This is a genomic window from Granulicella mallensis (assembly GCF_014203225.1).
In the GTDB taxonomy this organism is placed as follows: domain Bacteria; phylum Acidobacteriota; class Terriglobia; order Terriglobales; family Acidobacteriaceae; genus Granulicella; species Granulicella mallensis_A.
Map to the genome: position 1 here is coordinate 134,924 of NZ_JACHIO010000008.1, position 13,277 is coordinate 148,200.

Below are 13,277 nucleotides of genomic sequence, written 5' to 3' on the forward strand. Positions count from 1 at the left end.
ATCAAGATTGCAAATTGGCGCTTGAGGGCCTACGCCCGTATTTCGTAGACCCAATCAAAGCGAAGCAGCTCATGCTTCTCACCGGGCAGATTCATGGAGCTGCAAAACCAATTAACGTCGCCCAGGTACGTCAACTTAGCCCATTGCGCTATCCAGGCGGGAAGACGTGGCTGGTGCCAGAGATTCGGAGCTGGCTGATAACGGCCAAGCGTAAGCCGACTCTTTTCATAGAGCCATTTGCCGGCGGTGCAATGGCCGGTCTCACAGTCGCAGCGGAAGATCTGGCAGATCACGTGTTGCTCTGCGAATTAGATGATGATGTCGCAGCGTTGTGGGAAACGATCTTCCAGGGAAACGCTGCAGACGTTCGGTGGCTTTGCAACAGCATCACGTCGTTTGATGTAACCCTAGAAAACGTGCGCCAGGTGTTGGACAGCGCACCCAAGGCTGTAAAGGGCCAAGCGTTTCGCACGATCGTCAAAAATCGTATGCAGCGTGGCGGTATCATGGCGGCCGGCGCGGGACTGGTGAAAGAAGGAGAGGCTGGCCGGGGTCTTCACTCGCGCTGGTATCCCCAAACGCTAGCCACACGCATCGATGCGCTGCACTCTTTCAAAGATCGAGTCGCCTTCCAGCATGCCGACGCCTTTGATGTGATCCGCGAACATGCTGATGATTCTGGGGCATGCTTCTTTATCGATCCGCCTTATACGGCTGGTGGGAAGAAGGCAGGAAGCCGGCTATATACGCACAACGAGGTCGACCACGCGGGTCTATTTGCGCTCATGGCAAGCGTCCACGGAACCGTAATGCTCACCTACGACGACTCGCCGGAGGTGCGGAAATTAGCCAAGCAGCACAAGTTCCGCATCGTCGAAATCCCGATGAAAAACACCCATCACGTAATCATTCGAGAGTTGCTTATTCTGAAACCTTGAAGACCTTGTTTGTACGCTGCGGGTCGTTGATGACGCCCTTTAGATTGTTCGTGAAATCAGCTTTAGCCAGGGGCTCTGTAGCGTTCAGGGCTCGCCGCGAGCTATCTAGCGTTGTGTAGTGAATCTCTGCGGTTCTAAGGCGCAGCGCATCGTCATAGTCGACGATGAACCAGACAATCGCAGCGTTGTCGCGGCGGGCGCGTTCATCACCGCGGATGTAAACGTCATCGAGCTTATTCATGTTGTCGAAGAAGAATTTGTCGATAACAATCGCTACTTTCTTCCCCCAGGCCTGGAGCACAGGCACCTTTACGTCGAGCTGCGGGGAGAGACGCTTCGGGCCGCTGCTGCGGTAGTCCGGCCGTCGCTTGCCCAAGGGAAACAGAATCCCCGTGGGAGCTGCGGCATATGCCTGAAACTCAGTAATCATTTTGCCACCGGAGAAATATAGAGCCTGAGTTTCGACGGCAGCCCACTCCAGTTCGTTCGCTTGCATGCTGGGCGGATTCACCACTAGCCAGTCGATGCGGCCTGCTTTCTTTTCCGCCTCTTCTTCTTCGACGACATCCTCAGCCACATCTTCATCGTGCGCCGCTTCCATCGGCAGCCGTGCATCTGAGATTTTCCGCAGGAATGGCGTTTCTTTAACGATGATGGGTTTCGGTTGGTCGAGCATCTTTTCGGAGATCCAGCTAAACAGGCTCTTGCCGTCCTCCACCTCAGCAACAAAGCGAGTCGGGCAAGTCGTCACGATTTTGTCACCGGGGACAAAGACGCCGGCCTTGTCTTCACCAGGAGCATATTTGCGGATGGAGCAGACGCCGCCGCGTTTGTTGCATCGAGCCCCAGGAAGCAGCGTTTCAAGGAACGGGCATGGCGGAGCATCAGGAAGGCTCCGTACAGATGCTTCCATCTGTTTTACGGAGAGAGCGCCGAAGACTTGCCTCTCTTCTGGCGTCAACGTCCCCATATCTTTACCGAACCACTCGGCGATTCCATAGCGGGGTGTGGCTTGGCGCGGTGGTCGAGGCGTAGTGTTGCGTGGGACTCTGGGCATCGGGTCAGGGTTCTTCCAGTTTAGATTCTCACTGAATAGTACCTAGATGGCTCGCTCCGGCCGAGCCTAAAGTGTTGCTGTAGTCGGTACCCATTGATTTTCACAGGGCAATCGTCGGGAAGGGTTTACGCTTGGTGCGTTCTCCTGGAGGCAGCAAATGACTACGTCGAAGAAAGACGCAAGCAAGGCCAGCAAGCTTCTTAGGACCAGCAAGAGCGCCACCGTACGCAGTGTGGCCGGGTCAGACCTTGCCGGGGCTAAGAAGAAGGCCACCAAGAAGAAAAAGTAGTATTTGGTGACCCCGAAGTGACGATTTTGGGCGCAAAAAGGAGCCGCATTTGCGGCCCCCTTTTGGGTTTTTGCTGGATTACGTCTACGCAACGAGTTTGCAAGTTCCGTTGCACTCGGTAAGCGCCAGCAGGTTGTCATTCCACTTGCCGTCAGCGTATGTGCGGAGATAGGGGTTCTTCCCTGCCTCACGGACAACGTCGATGTACACCTTGCGGTTAGTGGTGCGATCGAGCGTATAGAACGCCTCGGACTTGGCATCGATACGGCGAATTACTTCCTCGCGCGTCAGCATCCACTGACCAGTGATATTTCCGATGTGGGTGATGTGCTCGTGGCGGCTTTCGCGATTGGGCTTGGTGATGCAGGTTGTCAGGAACTCGGACATGGTGTGTCTCCTTGTGTAGCTCGGTCACCCATGAAAGAATCGAATTAGTGAAGGCGATCCCATCATGGGTGAACCGAGGCCGTAAAGCGCCCGGCTGGAACCGGTCGCGTTCTGCGGTTTTGCATGCTGGCGAGCGGCCCGACGATTCGGGCCGCTTTTCAGTACACGCCTAAAGCTCTGGGGCTAGTTCTAGCTGGGTCGCTATATCAGCAGCGGTTTCCGTATCGGCTAAAACTTTGCTCAACTCCGTCTTCTCACGGATGTACTTCATCAGCGATCGAATCGTATTTGCGCCGGCTTTACCTAGCGCTATTCTCGGCCGGCCTTGCGCGTCACGTACTACGTTGCCGGCTTCGTCAATCTCCTGCTGGCCCAGCAGGTTCAGCCAGTCGGGGTTATGGCGTGACCAGTCAATCTGACCGATACGCTCAATAAAATAGGTTCTATCCACGGGTGTCAGGGTCGCGCGGAAAGTCAGGTCGTTGAACAGTAGGCCCAACACCTGCAGGCCTGGCGACGTGTACAGAAGTGAATCGCGATCCTTGAGCTTTGGCCCGAGGTGCTGACCCAACGTCAAAAAATAAGTATGCAACTCGTCAGCACGCGTCTCGAAGTTCGCCCAAGTCAGGTTTGGTGTTTCTACACGGGCAGAATCGCTCTCTTGGAAGCTGCGGCCTTCCATTGCTCCGCGCACCGTTCGGACTAACGACTGCTGTGTAGTAAATGCAGTTGACTTCTTACCCAGCGAGGCCTTCCTGCGTTCAACACCGCCATGAGACTCAAAAAAATGCATCTCCCCAAGCTTGTTAGCTAGCTGAATGTATACGTCGGATTGATCCAGGGCGAGCGCCATCGCCGACGCCACGGTGGTCTGCAGCGCGTTGAAGTCGAAGAACAACTGCCCGAGCTGTTCGATGGTTAGAGTTTTGCCAGGCGCAGGGGCATAGAGAACCGTAGGGAACAAAAATAAGTTTTCCAGGTCGGCACTTTTTGGTTGCTCTAGCGCCCCTGTGACTCGAGCCAAGCCATCAAGCAAAATCCGAGTGCTCGCCATGGAGACCCAGGACGTACCCGCCGCGGTTTCTTCCCCATACGAATCTTTGAAGGGAGTGAATTCGATGGATTCCGTCAGTCCGATGCAGATCGCTGGAAACGCCCCCGGCAGCTTCGAATTGTCGAAACGGTGCTGGATATATTCGCCCGTCCCGGCCGATCGATCGCTTTTTGTCTTGCGCTGGGTGTTGTCATATATCGCACGCAGCTCGACAGGAAGATTTTTCCAGTTAGAGGAGCGAGGGTCATGTCCGAGGACGCCCAAAACGTCAGCGGTCGTCAGCTGCGCCGTAAACGTCTGCAAATGATGGCCAAATTTTCCACGAACCGAGTAAACCGGTATTCCTTTAATTGTGCTTGCCATCGGAGCTCCAAATGGAAAATATCGACCTATTCGGGCAAAGAGCGCACGAAGCTGGCTGATATTTTTAAATATACACGATTTAAAATGAAAATGCTGTTGCCGGCAAGCAATTCCCCGCACCGATTCGTATATTTTTCGCGTGCGGCATCTTGTGAGTTCTGAAATGTCCGTTAGAGCGAACGGGCACAGATCTCCACACTCGATTCCTCTCCGGCTTTAACATATTTGCATTTTACATATGATAAAGGAAGTTATCATATATAAATGAGGTGAACATGGCTAACATTGAAAACACATATAACTATGGCCGGCAGAAGCTTTGGCAGGCTGTCCATTCTCTCGCTACCGGCACAGGCAACATCCAAGAGAGGCTGGAAAGCGCAATGATGGGTTTGAATGGGCTGCAATCGAATCAAGAATGGCTTCCGGTGGAAGTGCGCCACAAGTTAGAAGCGATCATTCAGGAGCTCACCAGAACGCCAGCCCAAGGAAGCGAAGGAAGGATCAAAGCCACCCTCCGAATGATGAGCAATGAGGAAGGTTCAGAGCTCGCAGGGCGAATCTTTAGTCTCTATATAGAGCTTCGCGGCGGGATCTGATCGTATGGGACAGAAGATCAAACTGCCGGAGCCGGTCGCCGATATCTACCGGGCAGTCGTCCGGCTCGAAGAGCTGTATCCCGGTCGGAAGTTTACGCCAGACGGTCACCTGGTCGGCTCCATCGGTGAAGTGATCGCGGCCGAAGCGCTTGGCCTCACCCTCTATCCTGCGTCCTATGCTGGCTATGACGCCCACGACGGTAAGGGCGGCGACGTGCAAATCAAGATGACGGCCGGCCACAGCGTGGCGATGTATGCCGAGTGCATCCGCCTCGTCGTCCTCAAGGTCATTTCATCCGAAGAGGTGGAAATTGCTTATGACGGGCCGGGTGCCCCGGCTTGGTCTGCCGCCGGCAAGGTCGGCAAGAACGGGCAGCGTGTCGTGCGGCTCTCCCGGCTGCGCGCTCTGGCTGCGGAGCATGACGAATGAACGAGATTACTTCCCTACGGCCCGCCGTTGTCTCTAATCGCTTGCCAGCGCTCTTTCGAGCCGTCCCTCATGGCGGTCGTCGCTTCTGGGAGTTCTTCACTGTCAACATCCGCACCCCGAACACCCGCCGAGCCTACTTCAAAGCCGCCGAGGGATTCGCCGCCTGGTGTGAGGTCAAAGGCGTGGGGGATCTCTCCGGGGTGACGCCGGTGCACGTTGCGGCGTATATCGAGCAGCTCGGCCGCACCCACTCGAAGCCGACCGTCAAACAGCACCTCGCCGCGATCAGGATGCTCTTCGATTGGCTGGTGACCGGGCACGTCATGGAGACCAACCCGGCTCATGCGGTACGCGGACCGAAGCACAGCGTTAGAAAAGGCAAGACCTCCGTGCTCTCGTCCGACGAGATGCGCGAGCTGCTTGCCGCGATCGACACCTGTTCCCTGCTCGGGCTCCGCGACCGCGCCCTGATCGCCCTGATGGGTTACACCTTCGCCCGCGTCGGCGCAGCCACCGGAATGAAGGTCCAAGACTTTTACGTGCACAAGCGACGCGGCTGGGTGCGACTTCACGAGAAAGGCGGCAAGGTGACCGAGCTTCCCTGCCACCATAACCTGGACCAGTATTTAGAGGAGTGGATTGCGGCGTCCGGACTTGGCACTGAACCGGAGGCTCCACTCTTTCCTACCCTGCGCCATGGCCGGCTGACGGATCGCACTCCTCTGCCACAGGCCAATGTGCACATGATGATTCAGCGGCGGGCCCGAGCTGCAGGACTACAAACCAAGATCAGCGCTCACAGCTTCCGCGCCACCGGGATCACCACCTACCTGCAGAACGGCGGTAAGCTTGAGATCGCCCAGCAGATGGCCGGCCATGAATCCGCGCGAACCACTGGACTCTATGACCGGCGCAACGATGAGATTGCTCTTGATGAGGTGGAGCGGATTGCCTTTTGAAGTGTTTATAAAAAGTCAGAATCGAGTTTATTCCTTTAACGCTTTACAGTCCGGCCACATCCATTCCAGTCCCAAAGCACATTTGAATAGCCACGCCGAGCGGGATTCTTTCGCTTGCGTGACTGGTAAACTTGCGGACATCGAGGAGAACGCCTGATGACGATTAATCCCTTCAACTCCATCAATGAAGTTAAGAAGCTGGCCGAGAATCGGGTCCATCACAACAACAACAAATGTCCTTCCGGCTACGACATCCCCAAAAAAGAGCGCAGACCCGGAACAGCCGGCTATAGGTTGTGCCAGCACTGCAAAGACCTGAATGCTAAGGCGCGTTCAAAGGGCTAACACAATCGTGGTCGATTAAGCCCAAAGCTTCTGGCTCACAGAATCTTCCAACCAGAGCAGCTCCCGAGAATTTTCTTCCATCTCCAGCGTGAGGAGGTTATATTTGGCCCTCGCAGGTCTGTGAGGTTCGCCTATGTCACTAAAATCGATAGTTTTGGCTGCCGCGCTTTTTGTTTCAGCTCTGTGCCCCGCTTACGCAAACCCAACACCGGTTCCACACTTCCAGTCAGAGCAACAGGCTCAACAGCACTGCCCGCATGACGCGGTCGTTTGGGTGAACACTAAAACGGGCGTTTATCACCTTAAGGGAGAACGCTGGTATGGAGCTACCAAGGACGGTGCGTATGTATGCCGCAAGGAGGCGGACGCCGAAGGTGACCGAGTGACGAGGAATGGTCAATAAGGCAAACTTTTGAAAACGTGGCAGAGTGCTAATGCAGCGCCATAAGCAGGACTGAGTTCCTGTGATAGTCAAGGAAGTGTCTCTGCCCTTCGGAGAACTCGCCGACGTTCACCGGCTGGTCTGTCGATACTCCCATTCTTTGAAGCGAGGGGAGATGTGCGACTGGCGCAATAATTAGTCGCCCGGTATTTTCGAAGCTAATGAAACCACGGTCGAAGAGGTGATCAATTGAAGGTGTCAGGAGAAGACCATTCTCGCCATCCAGTCGCTCCTCGTTACTGACACAGTCTCTCCACGGTTTGCAATGACTGGCTCGAAGATGAGCAGGATTGTCGACTTTGGTGATCCTGCATTTGGATTCAATCTGCATGACACGCTGCTTGTAGAGACCCTGACCTCTCCGAGCAATAACGAGCGACTCCCGCTCCGTCTCGGAAAGATCTGGTTCCTCCTGGATGGTTTTTTCGATATGATTTTCCCAAACTTCGAGGTCTGCAGTTTCTCGCGCAGGCGCAGAGAACGGGTCGATGGCTGGCAGGTATCGGACGAGATTGATCGCTTCTGTGCCGATCAGCCCGATCAAGGTTTGAGCTAAGGGTTCTGAAACCATCGTTAGATACACGCCCTGATTGCCATTTCCAGAGGTCTGCAGCGGGGAGTACTTCGGAGGCAACACACTTTGAAGGACGTCCATATGGTCTTTTGGGCGAACCTGCCGGTTGAGCCGAGTAAATGTCACGCGTACACGCCAACCGATCGTGTTCCAATATGTTCCGACACCTCCGAACTCAGCTGGCTTCGGGTTCTCGTAGCAGTAGGAAATGACGATTCCAATGGCAATGATCTTGGTGTCGACGAACGAGAACACCACATCCCCAGGTACGACTTCTCTCATGAATTCGTAGAAAGGGTTTCTGGCGTCGTTGGCATTGCGCTTAGGGGACCAGAGGTAGCCACCCTCTAATTCTTGCCGGTGCGTCTGATTTTGATTGACCCACCAATAGCGCATTCGTTCGTGCACCTCAAGATCGAAGCCAGCATTTTGCAAAGATGCTAGCAGATCGGCTCCGAAGCTGCGGAGCAGTACCGGAACTGCAAGCTGTTATCTGACTGTAAACCTTCGCACCACTCACTCGCAGACTGCGTTGGGGAGCTTGTCCATTGATCCCTCTTCTCGCGTCCAGCTCGCCCGACAGGGCCCGTTTGGGCGGTGCACTAAAACTTTGTCCACAATAGCGTTTAGAACCTCTGGCGCGTCCTTCATGCCGTCAACCTCGCATAGGTGAGGCGTATACTTTAAGTCTTCTTGTGGCTGGGCTTTGGGTTCGGGAAGAGGTAGGCGCGGATGGGGATGAGGCTGCCAGAGAGTAGGCCGTCTATGATGCCGAATGCCCACCTCATCGACGGGCCAGCAATTGAGGAGAAGGCAGCAAAGATCAAAGCCACCAAGACAACAACGAACGCCGCGAGGATCACGTAAAGCATGACCCTCGCCATCTGTACACGTTGGATTGTTTCCCAGACCCTAGCTTGTGCTTCCGTAACTGGCAGATTCGCTTGACTCATCGAGGCTATAGAAAACAACTTTCTTCAGCGTTTGCGTTGGTAGCTCAAGTTCTTCCGGAAAGCCCTCGGCGTCTTCAGACGAACAGTGAATCACTGGCGGTAGGCCATCTTCACTTTCGGCTTCAGCAGCCACATGGCCATCGGGGCACATCACACCGATCTTCTTTGTAAAGACTCCCTGCCTCACGGCAGTTTCGAGAATGTTTACGGCTTCCCGATGGGATACTCCGAGCAAGCTTCTAACGTTCTCTACATAAATCTGATGAGTATCTAGCTGCGACAGCAGGCGCAACTGCTGGGCTGTCAGAGCAGCAGGCAGCAGCGACTTAATTGCTTGCAAGAATTTGTCGAATAAGCTCATCGCCGCTGCTCCCATCTTTAGAATACCGGGTAAAACCGATGAAGCCCTCCGTGGGGCTTACTGAAAAATTGCCGACGGCAGTGTGGGGTCCATGGCCTACAAACGTACACATCCTTAGTGGTCGTAGCCGAACATCCGCGTATACGCCAGGATTTGTTTTCTTGAGTTGCTTGGCTCCGTTCATGCTCTTCGAATCTGCTGAATCTGGCATGTCGAATCTCAACCGCGTGGCATCAATAAGATCCTTGGCCCACAGTGCTTTGATGCCCTTATTCAGATCCGCAGCGTAGATGTTGCCATCAGAAAGCAAACTTCCCGTCATGGCCTCTTCCGACGGAGCTTTTGAGCGAACCATGATTTGGCGGTCAAAGTAAGCAGAGAGATCCTTCTCCAAGACGACAAAGCGCACTAAAAGGTACTTCTTCGTCAGTTCGAGGCGGATCGGCCAAAGGAAGTCCATACTGCTGTTCTGCGGTGGGTCAAGCTTCACAACCTCATAGTGACGCTTGGCGATGTAAAGCGCGTGGTCAGGTGCTGAAGCAACCCGTTCAGCTCCAGAGAAATCTTCTGGCAGCACAAGATCCCCATCGTGTTCAAATACGTAGACGTGCTGTTTACAGAACGTCATCGTGGTATCTACAAATTGCGCAATATGGGCGAGATTTACTGGATCTGCCGACTTCGCGATCGCGGATGCAAGACCTTCCTTCAATCCACTCTTCTTAAAGAAAGCGCGAAGATTTACGGCTGGGAACAGTTCCAGCAAGCGTCGGCGCAATTCAGCCGATGATTCTTTCAGGATGGGCACGCCGCCATCTTAGCACCCAAGAGACACCCTCTGACCTTGCCTACGCTCGCTCGGGCGCGAAAAAGGTGCCGGACTTCCCGTAGGCAGCTCAATCGCCCTTTGCGTAAAGTACATATTTCTGAACTCTTTCGCTCAAAGCTTTAAGCGATCGCCCGTCACGTCAGACGGCCCCGCCAAGCGCTATGTCTGGATGCTCGGATCGTTGAAGATCTTCTCGTCCCGCGTCGCCGATAATGGAAGTAAAGCCGCGCCTCCACGCGTTCGCAGGTACGGTTCAGGTACAGGCGTCAGCTTTTGTCACTTACGATAAACTGGTCTAAATTACGGTGGCTCAACTACTTAGGGTTACGCTCGGATACGCCACAATTCGCTTTATTTTGTTAGACTTGCGGTATTGCGGAGCAACTCATAATCCCTTGGTTGGGGGTTCAAATCCCTCCGGGCCCACCATTTCTGTCTGCGTTTTGCAGATATCCCGCCTATTCGAAATTTCGACAGGACATCTCACGAAAAAGTGCGAAATCGTGCAGATTTCGTCTCGCCACGCGTAAAACGCTATTCCTGAACAGATACCCTTTAGCGATGCGGCTGACCGCGTTCGCGCATAGCTTTTGGTGATGCGCCGCATAAAAATAAGCTCTTGTGCGCAAACAGTGCTTGCTGTTCCGTGCGGCACTGGGTACGGTACAGCTACTGCAAGACAATTCTCAGCCTCTTTCATTGCCGCCCGGGAGCCTGCAAGCCAGCTCCAAAAGGGCCTGCCCTACGTGTTTTTATCGGGGACCTTTACCCCTTTTGCTTACTTAACCCGATCAAGGAGTCTTGCCATGCCCTCCGCCCGAACCCAGGAAGCACGTCCCTCCTTCTCGCACAAACTCATGCGCCTCAGCACACGGCTGCGCGATGCAGAGTGGCGCCGCTACGGCGCTACGCTTCTTGCCGGTAAAGTCCTCGGCGTCACCGCCGTGATGGCGGTGGCCGCTGTGGTCACCGAGCTTTGTTTCGCGAAGGTGTTCGCCGCGGATACTCCAGCGGTCAAAGTAGCAGACGTGATCAGCCCGATCAACACCATGTGGACGCTGGTCGCGGCCTTTCTCGTCTTCGGCATGCAGGTCGGCTTCACCATGCTGGAGGCGGGCTTCTGCCGCTCGCGCGAGACCGTCAATGTGCTGATGGAGTGCATCGTCGACACCTGCCTTTGCGGCCTGCTCTTCTATGCCATCGGCTTCGCCTTCATGTTCTCCCATGGCAACGGCTTTATCGGCTACCACTGGTTCTTCCTGAAGGACATTCCCACCACCTATGAATCGAGCGGCGTCAGCTTCCTCGCCTTCTGGATCTTCCAGTTCGCGTTCGCCGATACCTGCTCCACCATTACTTCGGGCGCCATGATCGGCCGCACCGGCTTTGTGGGCGACCTGCTCTACAGCCTTGCGGTTTCGGGCTTCATCTACCCGATCATCGGCCACTGGGCCTGGGGGCCGGACGGCTTCCTGGCCACGATGGGCACTGCAGGATACTTTCTTCCGCACCTGGGGCAGAGCTTCCATGACTTCGCCGGTTCGACGGTGGTCCATACGATCGGCGGCATGGTGGCACTGGCCGGATCGATCGTCCTGGGACCGCGGCTGGGACGCACCTTCAAGCGCGACGGCGGCGGGCCTATGCTGCCGCACGACCTGACCATCGCCGCCTCGGGAGCGCTGCTGCTGTGGTTCGGCTGGTATGGATTCAATCCCGGCTCGACGCTCTCCGCCATGGACTTCGAAGGCATCGGGCGCGTCTCCGCGAACACCACGCTGGCGGCGTGTGCTGCCGGTCTCAGCGCGATGTTTATGTCTTACCCGATGAGCAAGAAATGGGACATCAGCTTCACGGTCAACGGCTTTCTGGCCGGCCTGGTTGCAATTACCTGTCCCTGCTACTGGGTCAGCCCGACGGGCTCGATCCTTATCGGAGCGGTGGCGGGCGTCGTCGTAGTTCTCGGCGTGGAGTTGCTCGAGTATCTGCGCATCGACGATCCGATCGGAGCGGTTCCCGTGCACGGTCTCTGCGGAATCTGGGGAACGCTGTCGTTGGGTCTCTTCGCGATCGGCAAGTACGGCGTGAGCGGTCCTACAGCGCCTGATAACAGCGCACCGCTGACAGGCCTCTTCTACGGCGGCGGTCTTACGTTGATGAAGGCGCAGTTGATCGGCAGCGCGATCATTACGCTTTCCACCTTTGCCGTAGCCCTGCTGGTGATGTGGCTGGTGAACCTGACCGGAACGCTGCGTGTCTCGCACGAAGGCGAACTGTACGGGCTCGACCTTCACGAGCACGGCATCACGGCCTATCCCGAGTACGTCATCACGAGCCTCGGCTCTCCCTCCGGCCTCTCGGTACCCAGCGAGAAGTAGACCCTATCTGCTTGAAGAAGACACGATAAGCGAGGAACGACAATGACGAAAGTGGAAGCTATCATTCGCCCCAGCCAATTCGATAAGGTCCAGGAAGCGCTTGCCCAGCTCGGGATTGAAGGCATGACCGTGTCCGAAGTTCGCGGACACGGTCGCCAGAAAGGCCACACCGAGAGCTATAGGGGAAGGGAATATGCCATCAGCCTGATTCCCAAGGTGCGCATCGAGATTGTTGTCACCGATGAGCGCGTGGAACCTGTGATCGATACGATTCTTGCGAACGCCGCTACCGGAGAGATTGGGGATGGAAAGATATTCCTCTACAAGGCTGAGGATGCTATTCGTATTCGCAACCAGGATCGTGGTGAGATTGCGTTGTAGTTGAATTCCAATTGCACTATGCAAATCGTTTGTTGAGGCAAGAATTGGAAGGGCATGGTTTCAGCCATGCCGCAAAGGAAGCACGGAAAGCTCACACCTTGCTGCCGCAGGCTGGAGTGCAGGCGCAGCCGGAACGACTGAATTGCCTTCCTCTCTGCCGCCAAGACTGTGCAAGGCTCACAGGGATGTATCCGTAGCGAGGGGTGACTGGTTTCGCCATGATCAAAGAAGGCAATTTAGTCGTTGCGCCCTGCGGGCTCCACTCCAGCCTTCGGCAGAAAGGTACGGCCTTTGGCCTGCTATTTACGGCATGGCTGAAGCCATGCCCTTAACGAAACAATGCCGCAGCAAGCTGTTTGCACAATCCAACTTCATCCCAGATGCAATTTGATGACACGCCCTAGTCAATTCCCGGTTCAGGCCGAGAGGCTCCAGCAGGGACCTTAGTTGTACTGGAGCTCGTGTGGCGCGGGCCAGGTCATCGTACCGTCGGCGCGGTTCACGTACATGAAGACCTTGTGGTCGCCGTTCACGCGAACGGCGACGATGATGCCCGTGCCAAATGTGCCCGTGCCGTCGGTCTTCGAGATATCGACGTGATGCGAGAGGACGGGCCCCTTGACCGGGCTGTCGATGGTCCAGTCTTCGGTGAAGCGATTGAGCGAATAGCCGGAGTACTTGTCAGGGTGCTGCTGCCAGTTGGGATCGTTGTTATAGATACCGTAAGCCTTGCTGTAGTCCTTCGCCTCAAGCGCGTCGAAGAAGGTGTTCACCTTGTGCTCGGTGCTGAGGTTGGAGAAGAGCCATCCATGGCCCAGCATGAAGCCGGCAAGCGTCAGCACGACGAAGAGCAGAATAAGCACACCGCCGGCGATCAGCAGGTTGCGGTTCAGGTTTTCGCGGCGGGCATTGTAGGCAGGGGCGTCCAGCAGACTCAT

The 13,277-nt window shown here is 55.4% G+C and carries 16 protein-coding genes; 8 read left to right on the forward strand and 8 right to left on the reverse strand.

Translation table 11 applies throughout. From position 1 onward, the window contains the following. Positions 1-71 precede the first annotated feature (71 nt). Positions 72-938, forward strand: a complete 867-nt coding sequence (locus tag HDF15_RS10950) for a DNA adenine methylase (protein WP_221314376.1) — start codon at positions 72-74, stop codon at positions 936-938. Here HDF15_RS10950 and HDF15_RS10955 read toward each other — a convergent pair. Next, complete coding sequence (locus tag HDF15_RS10955) at positions 922-1,908, reverse strand: NotI family restriction endonuclease (protein ID WP_184255463.1); 987 nt, start codon at positions 1,906-1,908, stop codon at positions 922-924. The genes HDF15_RS10950 and HDF15_RS10955 overlap by 17 nt on opposite strands. A gap of 244 nt (positions 1,909-2,152) precedes the next feature. On the opposite strand from HDF15_RS10955, the gene HDF15_RS25890 reads away from it, so the two are divergent. Further along, the gene (locus HDF15_RS25890) at positions 2,153-2,284 is read left to right on the forward strand and encodes a hypothetical protein (protein ID WP_260331007.1); all 132 of its coding nucleotides are present in this window, start codon (positions 2,153-2,155) and stop codon (positions 2,282-2,284) included. Positions 2,285-2,368: 84 nt separating this feature from the next. Here the strand turns inward: HDF15_RS25890 and HDF15_RS10960 are convergent, their stop codons facing one another. After that, positions 2,369-2,671 (reverse strand): DUF3892 domain-containing protein, encoded by a 303-nt coding sequence (locus tag HDF15_RS10960; protein ID WP_184255465.1) that lies wholly within the window; start codon positions 2,669-2,671, stop codon positions 2,369-2,371. A gap of 169 nt (positions 2,672-2,840) precedes the next feature. Continuing rightward, positions 2,841-4,088 carry a DNA sulfur modification protein DndB gene (locus HDF15_RS10965; protein WP_184255467.1) on the reverse strand — a complete coding sequence of 416 codons (1,248 nt, stop codon included), beginning with the start codon at positions 4,086-4,088 and terminating at the stop codon, positions 2,841-2,843. A 275-nt stretch (positions 4,089-4,363) separates the two neighbouring features. Here HDF15_RS10965 and HDF15_RS10970 point away from each other — a divergent pair, with 275 nt between their 5' ends. The 4 genes from HDF15_RS10970 (at position 4,364) to HDF15_RS10985 (ending at position 6,421) form a co-directional block, all read left to right on the forward strand. Continuing rightward, positions 4,364-4,687: a hypothetical protein gene (locus HDF15_RS10970; RefSeq protein WP_184255469.1), complete on the forward strand. Its 324-nt coding sequence runs from the start codon at positions 4,364-4,366 to the stop codon at positions 4,685-4,687. 4 nt (positions 4,688-4,691) lie between these two features. Beyond that, positions 4,692-5,117, forward strand: coding sequence for a DUF6998 domain-containing protein (locus tag HDF15_RS10975; protein ID WP_184255471.1), 426 nt, complete (start codon positions 4,692-4,694; stop codon positions 5,115-5,117). Further along, a complete protein-coding gene (locus HDF15_RS10980) occupies positions 5,114-6,076 on the forward strand; it encodes a tyrosine-type recombinase/integrase (protein WP_184255473.1) in 963 nt (320 codons plus the stop codon). Before HDF15_RS10975 ends, HDF15_RS10980 begins: the two co-directional genes overlap by 4 nt. A gap of 156 nt (positions 6,077-6,232) precedes the next feature. Further along, complete coding sequence (locus HDF15_RS10985; protein ID WP_184255476.1) at positions 6,233-6,421, forward strand: hypothetical protein; 189 nt, start codon at positions 6,233-6,235, stop codon at positions 6,419-6,421. A gap of 431 nt (positions 6,422-6,852) precedes the next feature. On the opposite strand, the gene HDF15_RS10990 is transcribed toward HDF15_RS10985, so the two are convergent. The 4 genes from HDF15_RS10990 to HDF15_RS11005 all read right to left on the reverse strand — a co-directional run bounded on the left by HDF15_RS10990 (position 6,853) and on the right by HDF15_RS11005 (position 9,559). Next, positions 6,853-7,833 carry an HNH endonuclease gene (locus HDF15_RS10990; protein ID WP_184255478.1) on the reverse strand — a complete coding sequence of 327 codons (981 nt, stop codon included), beginning with the start codon at positions 7,831-7,833 and terminating at the stop codon, positions 6,853-6,855. 287 nt (positions 7,834-8,120) lie between these two features. Continuing rightward, positions 8,121-8,309 carry a hypothetical protein gene (locus HDF15_RS10995; protein WP_184255480.1) on the reverse strand — a complete coding sequence of 63 codons (189 nt, stop codon included), beginning with the start codon at positions 8,307-8,309 and terminating at the stop codon, positions 8,121-8,123. Between the two features lie 40 nt (positions 8,310-8,349). After that, positions 8,350-8,751: a hypothetical protein gene (locus HDF15_RS11000; protein ID WP_184255481.1), complete on the reverse strand. Its 402-nt coding sequence runs from the start codon at positions 8,749-8,751 to the stop codon at positions 8,350-8,352. Continuing rightward, the gene (locus HDF15_RS11005) at positions 8,717-9,559 is read right to left on the reverse strand and encodes a hypothetical protein (RefSeq protein WP_184255483.1); all 843 of its coding nucleotides are present in this window, start codon (positions 9,557-9,559) and stop codon (positions 8,717-8,719) included. The genes HDF15_RS11000 and HDF15_RS11005 overlap by 35 nt, the downstream gene beginning before the upstream one ends. Positions 9,560-10,386: 827 nt before the next feature. Between HDF15_RS11005 and HDF15_RS11010 the strand changes: the two genes are divergently transcribed. Together HDF15_RS11010 and HDF15_RS11015 are read left to right on the forward strand one after the other, a co-directional pair. Continuing rightward, positions 10,387-11,958 (forward strand): ammonium transporter, encoded by a 1,572-nt coding sequence (locus HDF15_RS11010; RefSeq protein ID WP_184255485.1) that lies wholly within the window; start codon positions 10,387-10,389, stop codon positions 11,956-11,958. Between the two features lie 42 nt (positions 11,959-12,000). After that, the gene (locus HDF15_RS11015; protein ID WP_184255487.1) at positions 12,001-12,339 is read left to right on the forward strand and encodes a P-II family nitrogen regulator; all 339 of its coding nucleotides are present in this window, start codon (positions 12,001-12,003) and stop codon (positions 12,337-12,339) included. A gap of 443 nt (positions 12,340-12,782) precedes the next feature. On the opposite strand, the gene HDF15_RS11020 is transcribed toward HDF15_RS11015, so the two are convergent. Continuing rightward, positions 12,783-13,277, reverse strand: a complete 495-nt coding sequence (locus HDF15_RS11020) for a hypothetical protein (RefSeq protein ID WP_014267466.1) — start codon at positions 13,275-13,277, stop codon at positions 12,783-12,785.

Excerpts from the sequence above, each read along its gene's own strand:
- HDF15_RS11020 (WP_014267466.1), bottom strand. The coding sequence starts at position 13,277 with ATGAGTCTGCTGGACGCCCCTGCCTACAATGCCCGCCGCGAAAACCTG.
- HDF15_RS10950 (WP_221314376.1), top strand. The coding sequence starts at position 72 with ATGCTTCTCACCGGGCAGATTCATGGAGCTGCAAAACCAATTAACGTC.
- HDF15_RS10960 (WP_184255465.1), bottom strand. The coding sequence starts at position 2,671 with ATGTCCGAGTTCCTGACAACCTGCATCACCAAGCCCAATCGCGAAAGC.
- HDF15_RS10955 (WP_184255463.1), bottom strand. The coding sequence starts at position 1,908 with ATGGGGACGTTGACGCCAGAAGAGAGGCAAGTCTTCGGCGCTCTCTCC.
- HDF15_RS10995 (WP_184255480.1), bottom strand. The coding sequence starts at position 8,309 with ATGCTTTACGTGATCCTCGCGGCGTTCGTTGTTGTCTTGGTGGCTTTG.
- HDF15_RS10990 (WP_184255478.1), bottom strand. The coding sequence starts at position 7,833 with ATGCGCTATTGGTGGGTCAATCAAAATCAGACGCACCGGCAAGAATTA.
- HDF15_RS10975 (WP_184255471.1), top strand. The coding sequence starts at position 4,692 with ATGGGACAGAAGATCAAACTGCCGGAGCCGGTCGCCGATATCTACCGG.
- HDF15_RS11015 (WP_184255487.1), top strand. The coding sequence starts at position 12,001 with ATGACGAAAGTGGAAGCTATCATTCGCCCCAGCCAATTCGATAAGGTC.
- HDF15_RS10980 (WP_184255473.1), top strand. The coding sequence starts at position 5,114 with ATGAACGAGATTACTTCCCTACGGCCCGCCGTTGTCTCTAATCGCTTG.
- HDF15_RS10965 (WP_184255467.1), bottom strand. The coding sequence starts at position 4,088 with ATGGCAAGCACAATTAAAGGAATACCGGTTTACTCGGTTCGTGGAAAA.
- HDF15_RS11000 (WP_184255481.1), bottom strand. The coding sequence starts at position 8,751 with ATGAGCTTATTCGACAAATTCTTGCAAGCAATTAAGTCGCTGCTGCCT.
- HDF15_RS11010 (WP_184255485.1), top strand. The coding sequence starts at position 10,387 with ATGCCCTCCGCCCGAACCCAGGAAGCACGTCCCTCCTTCTCGCACAAA.
- HDF15_RS10970 (WP_184255469.1), top strand. The coding sequence starts at position 4,364 with ATGGCTAACATTGAAAACACATATAACTATGGCCGGCAGAAGCTTTGG.
- HDF15_RS25890 (WP_260331007.1), top strand. The coding sequence starts at position 2,153 with ATGACTACGTCGAAGAAAGACGCAAGCAAGGCCAGCAAGCTTCTTAGG.
- HDF15_RS10985 (WP_184255476.1), top strand. The coding sequence starts at position 6,233 with ATGACGATTAATCCCTTCAACTCCATCAATGAAGTTAAGAAGCTGGCC.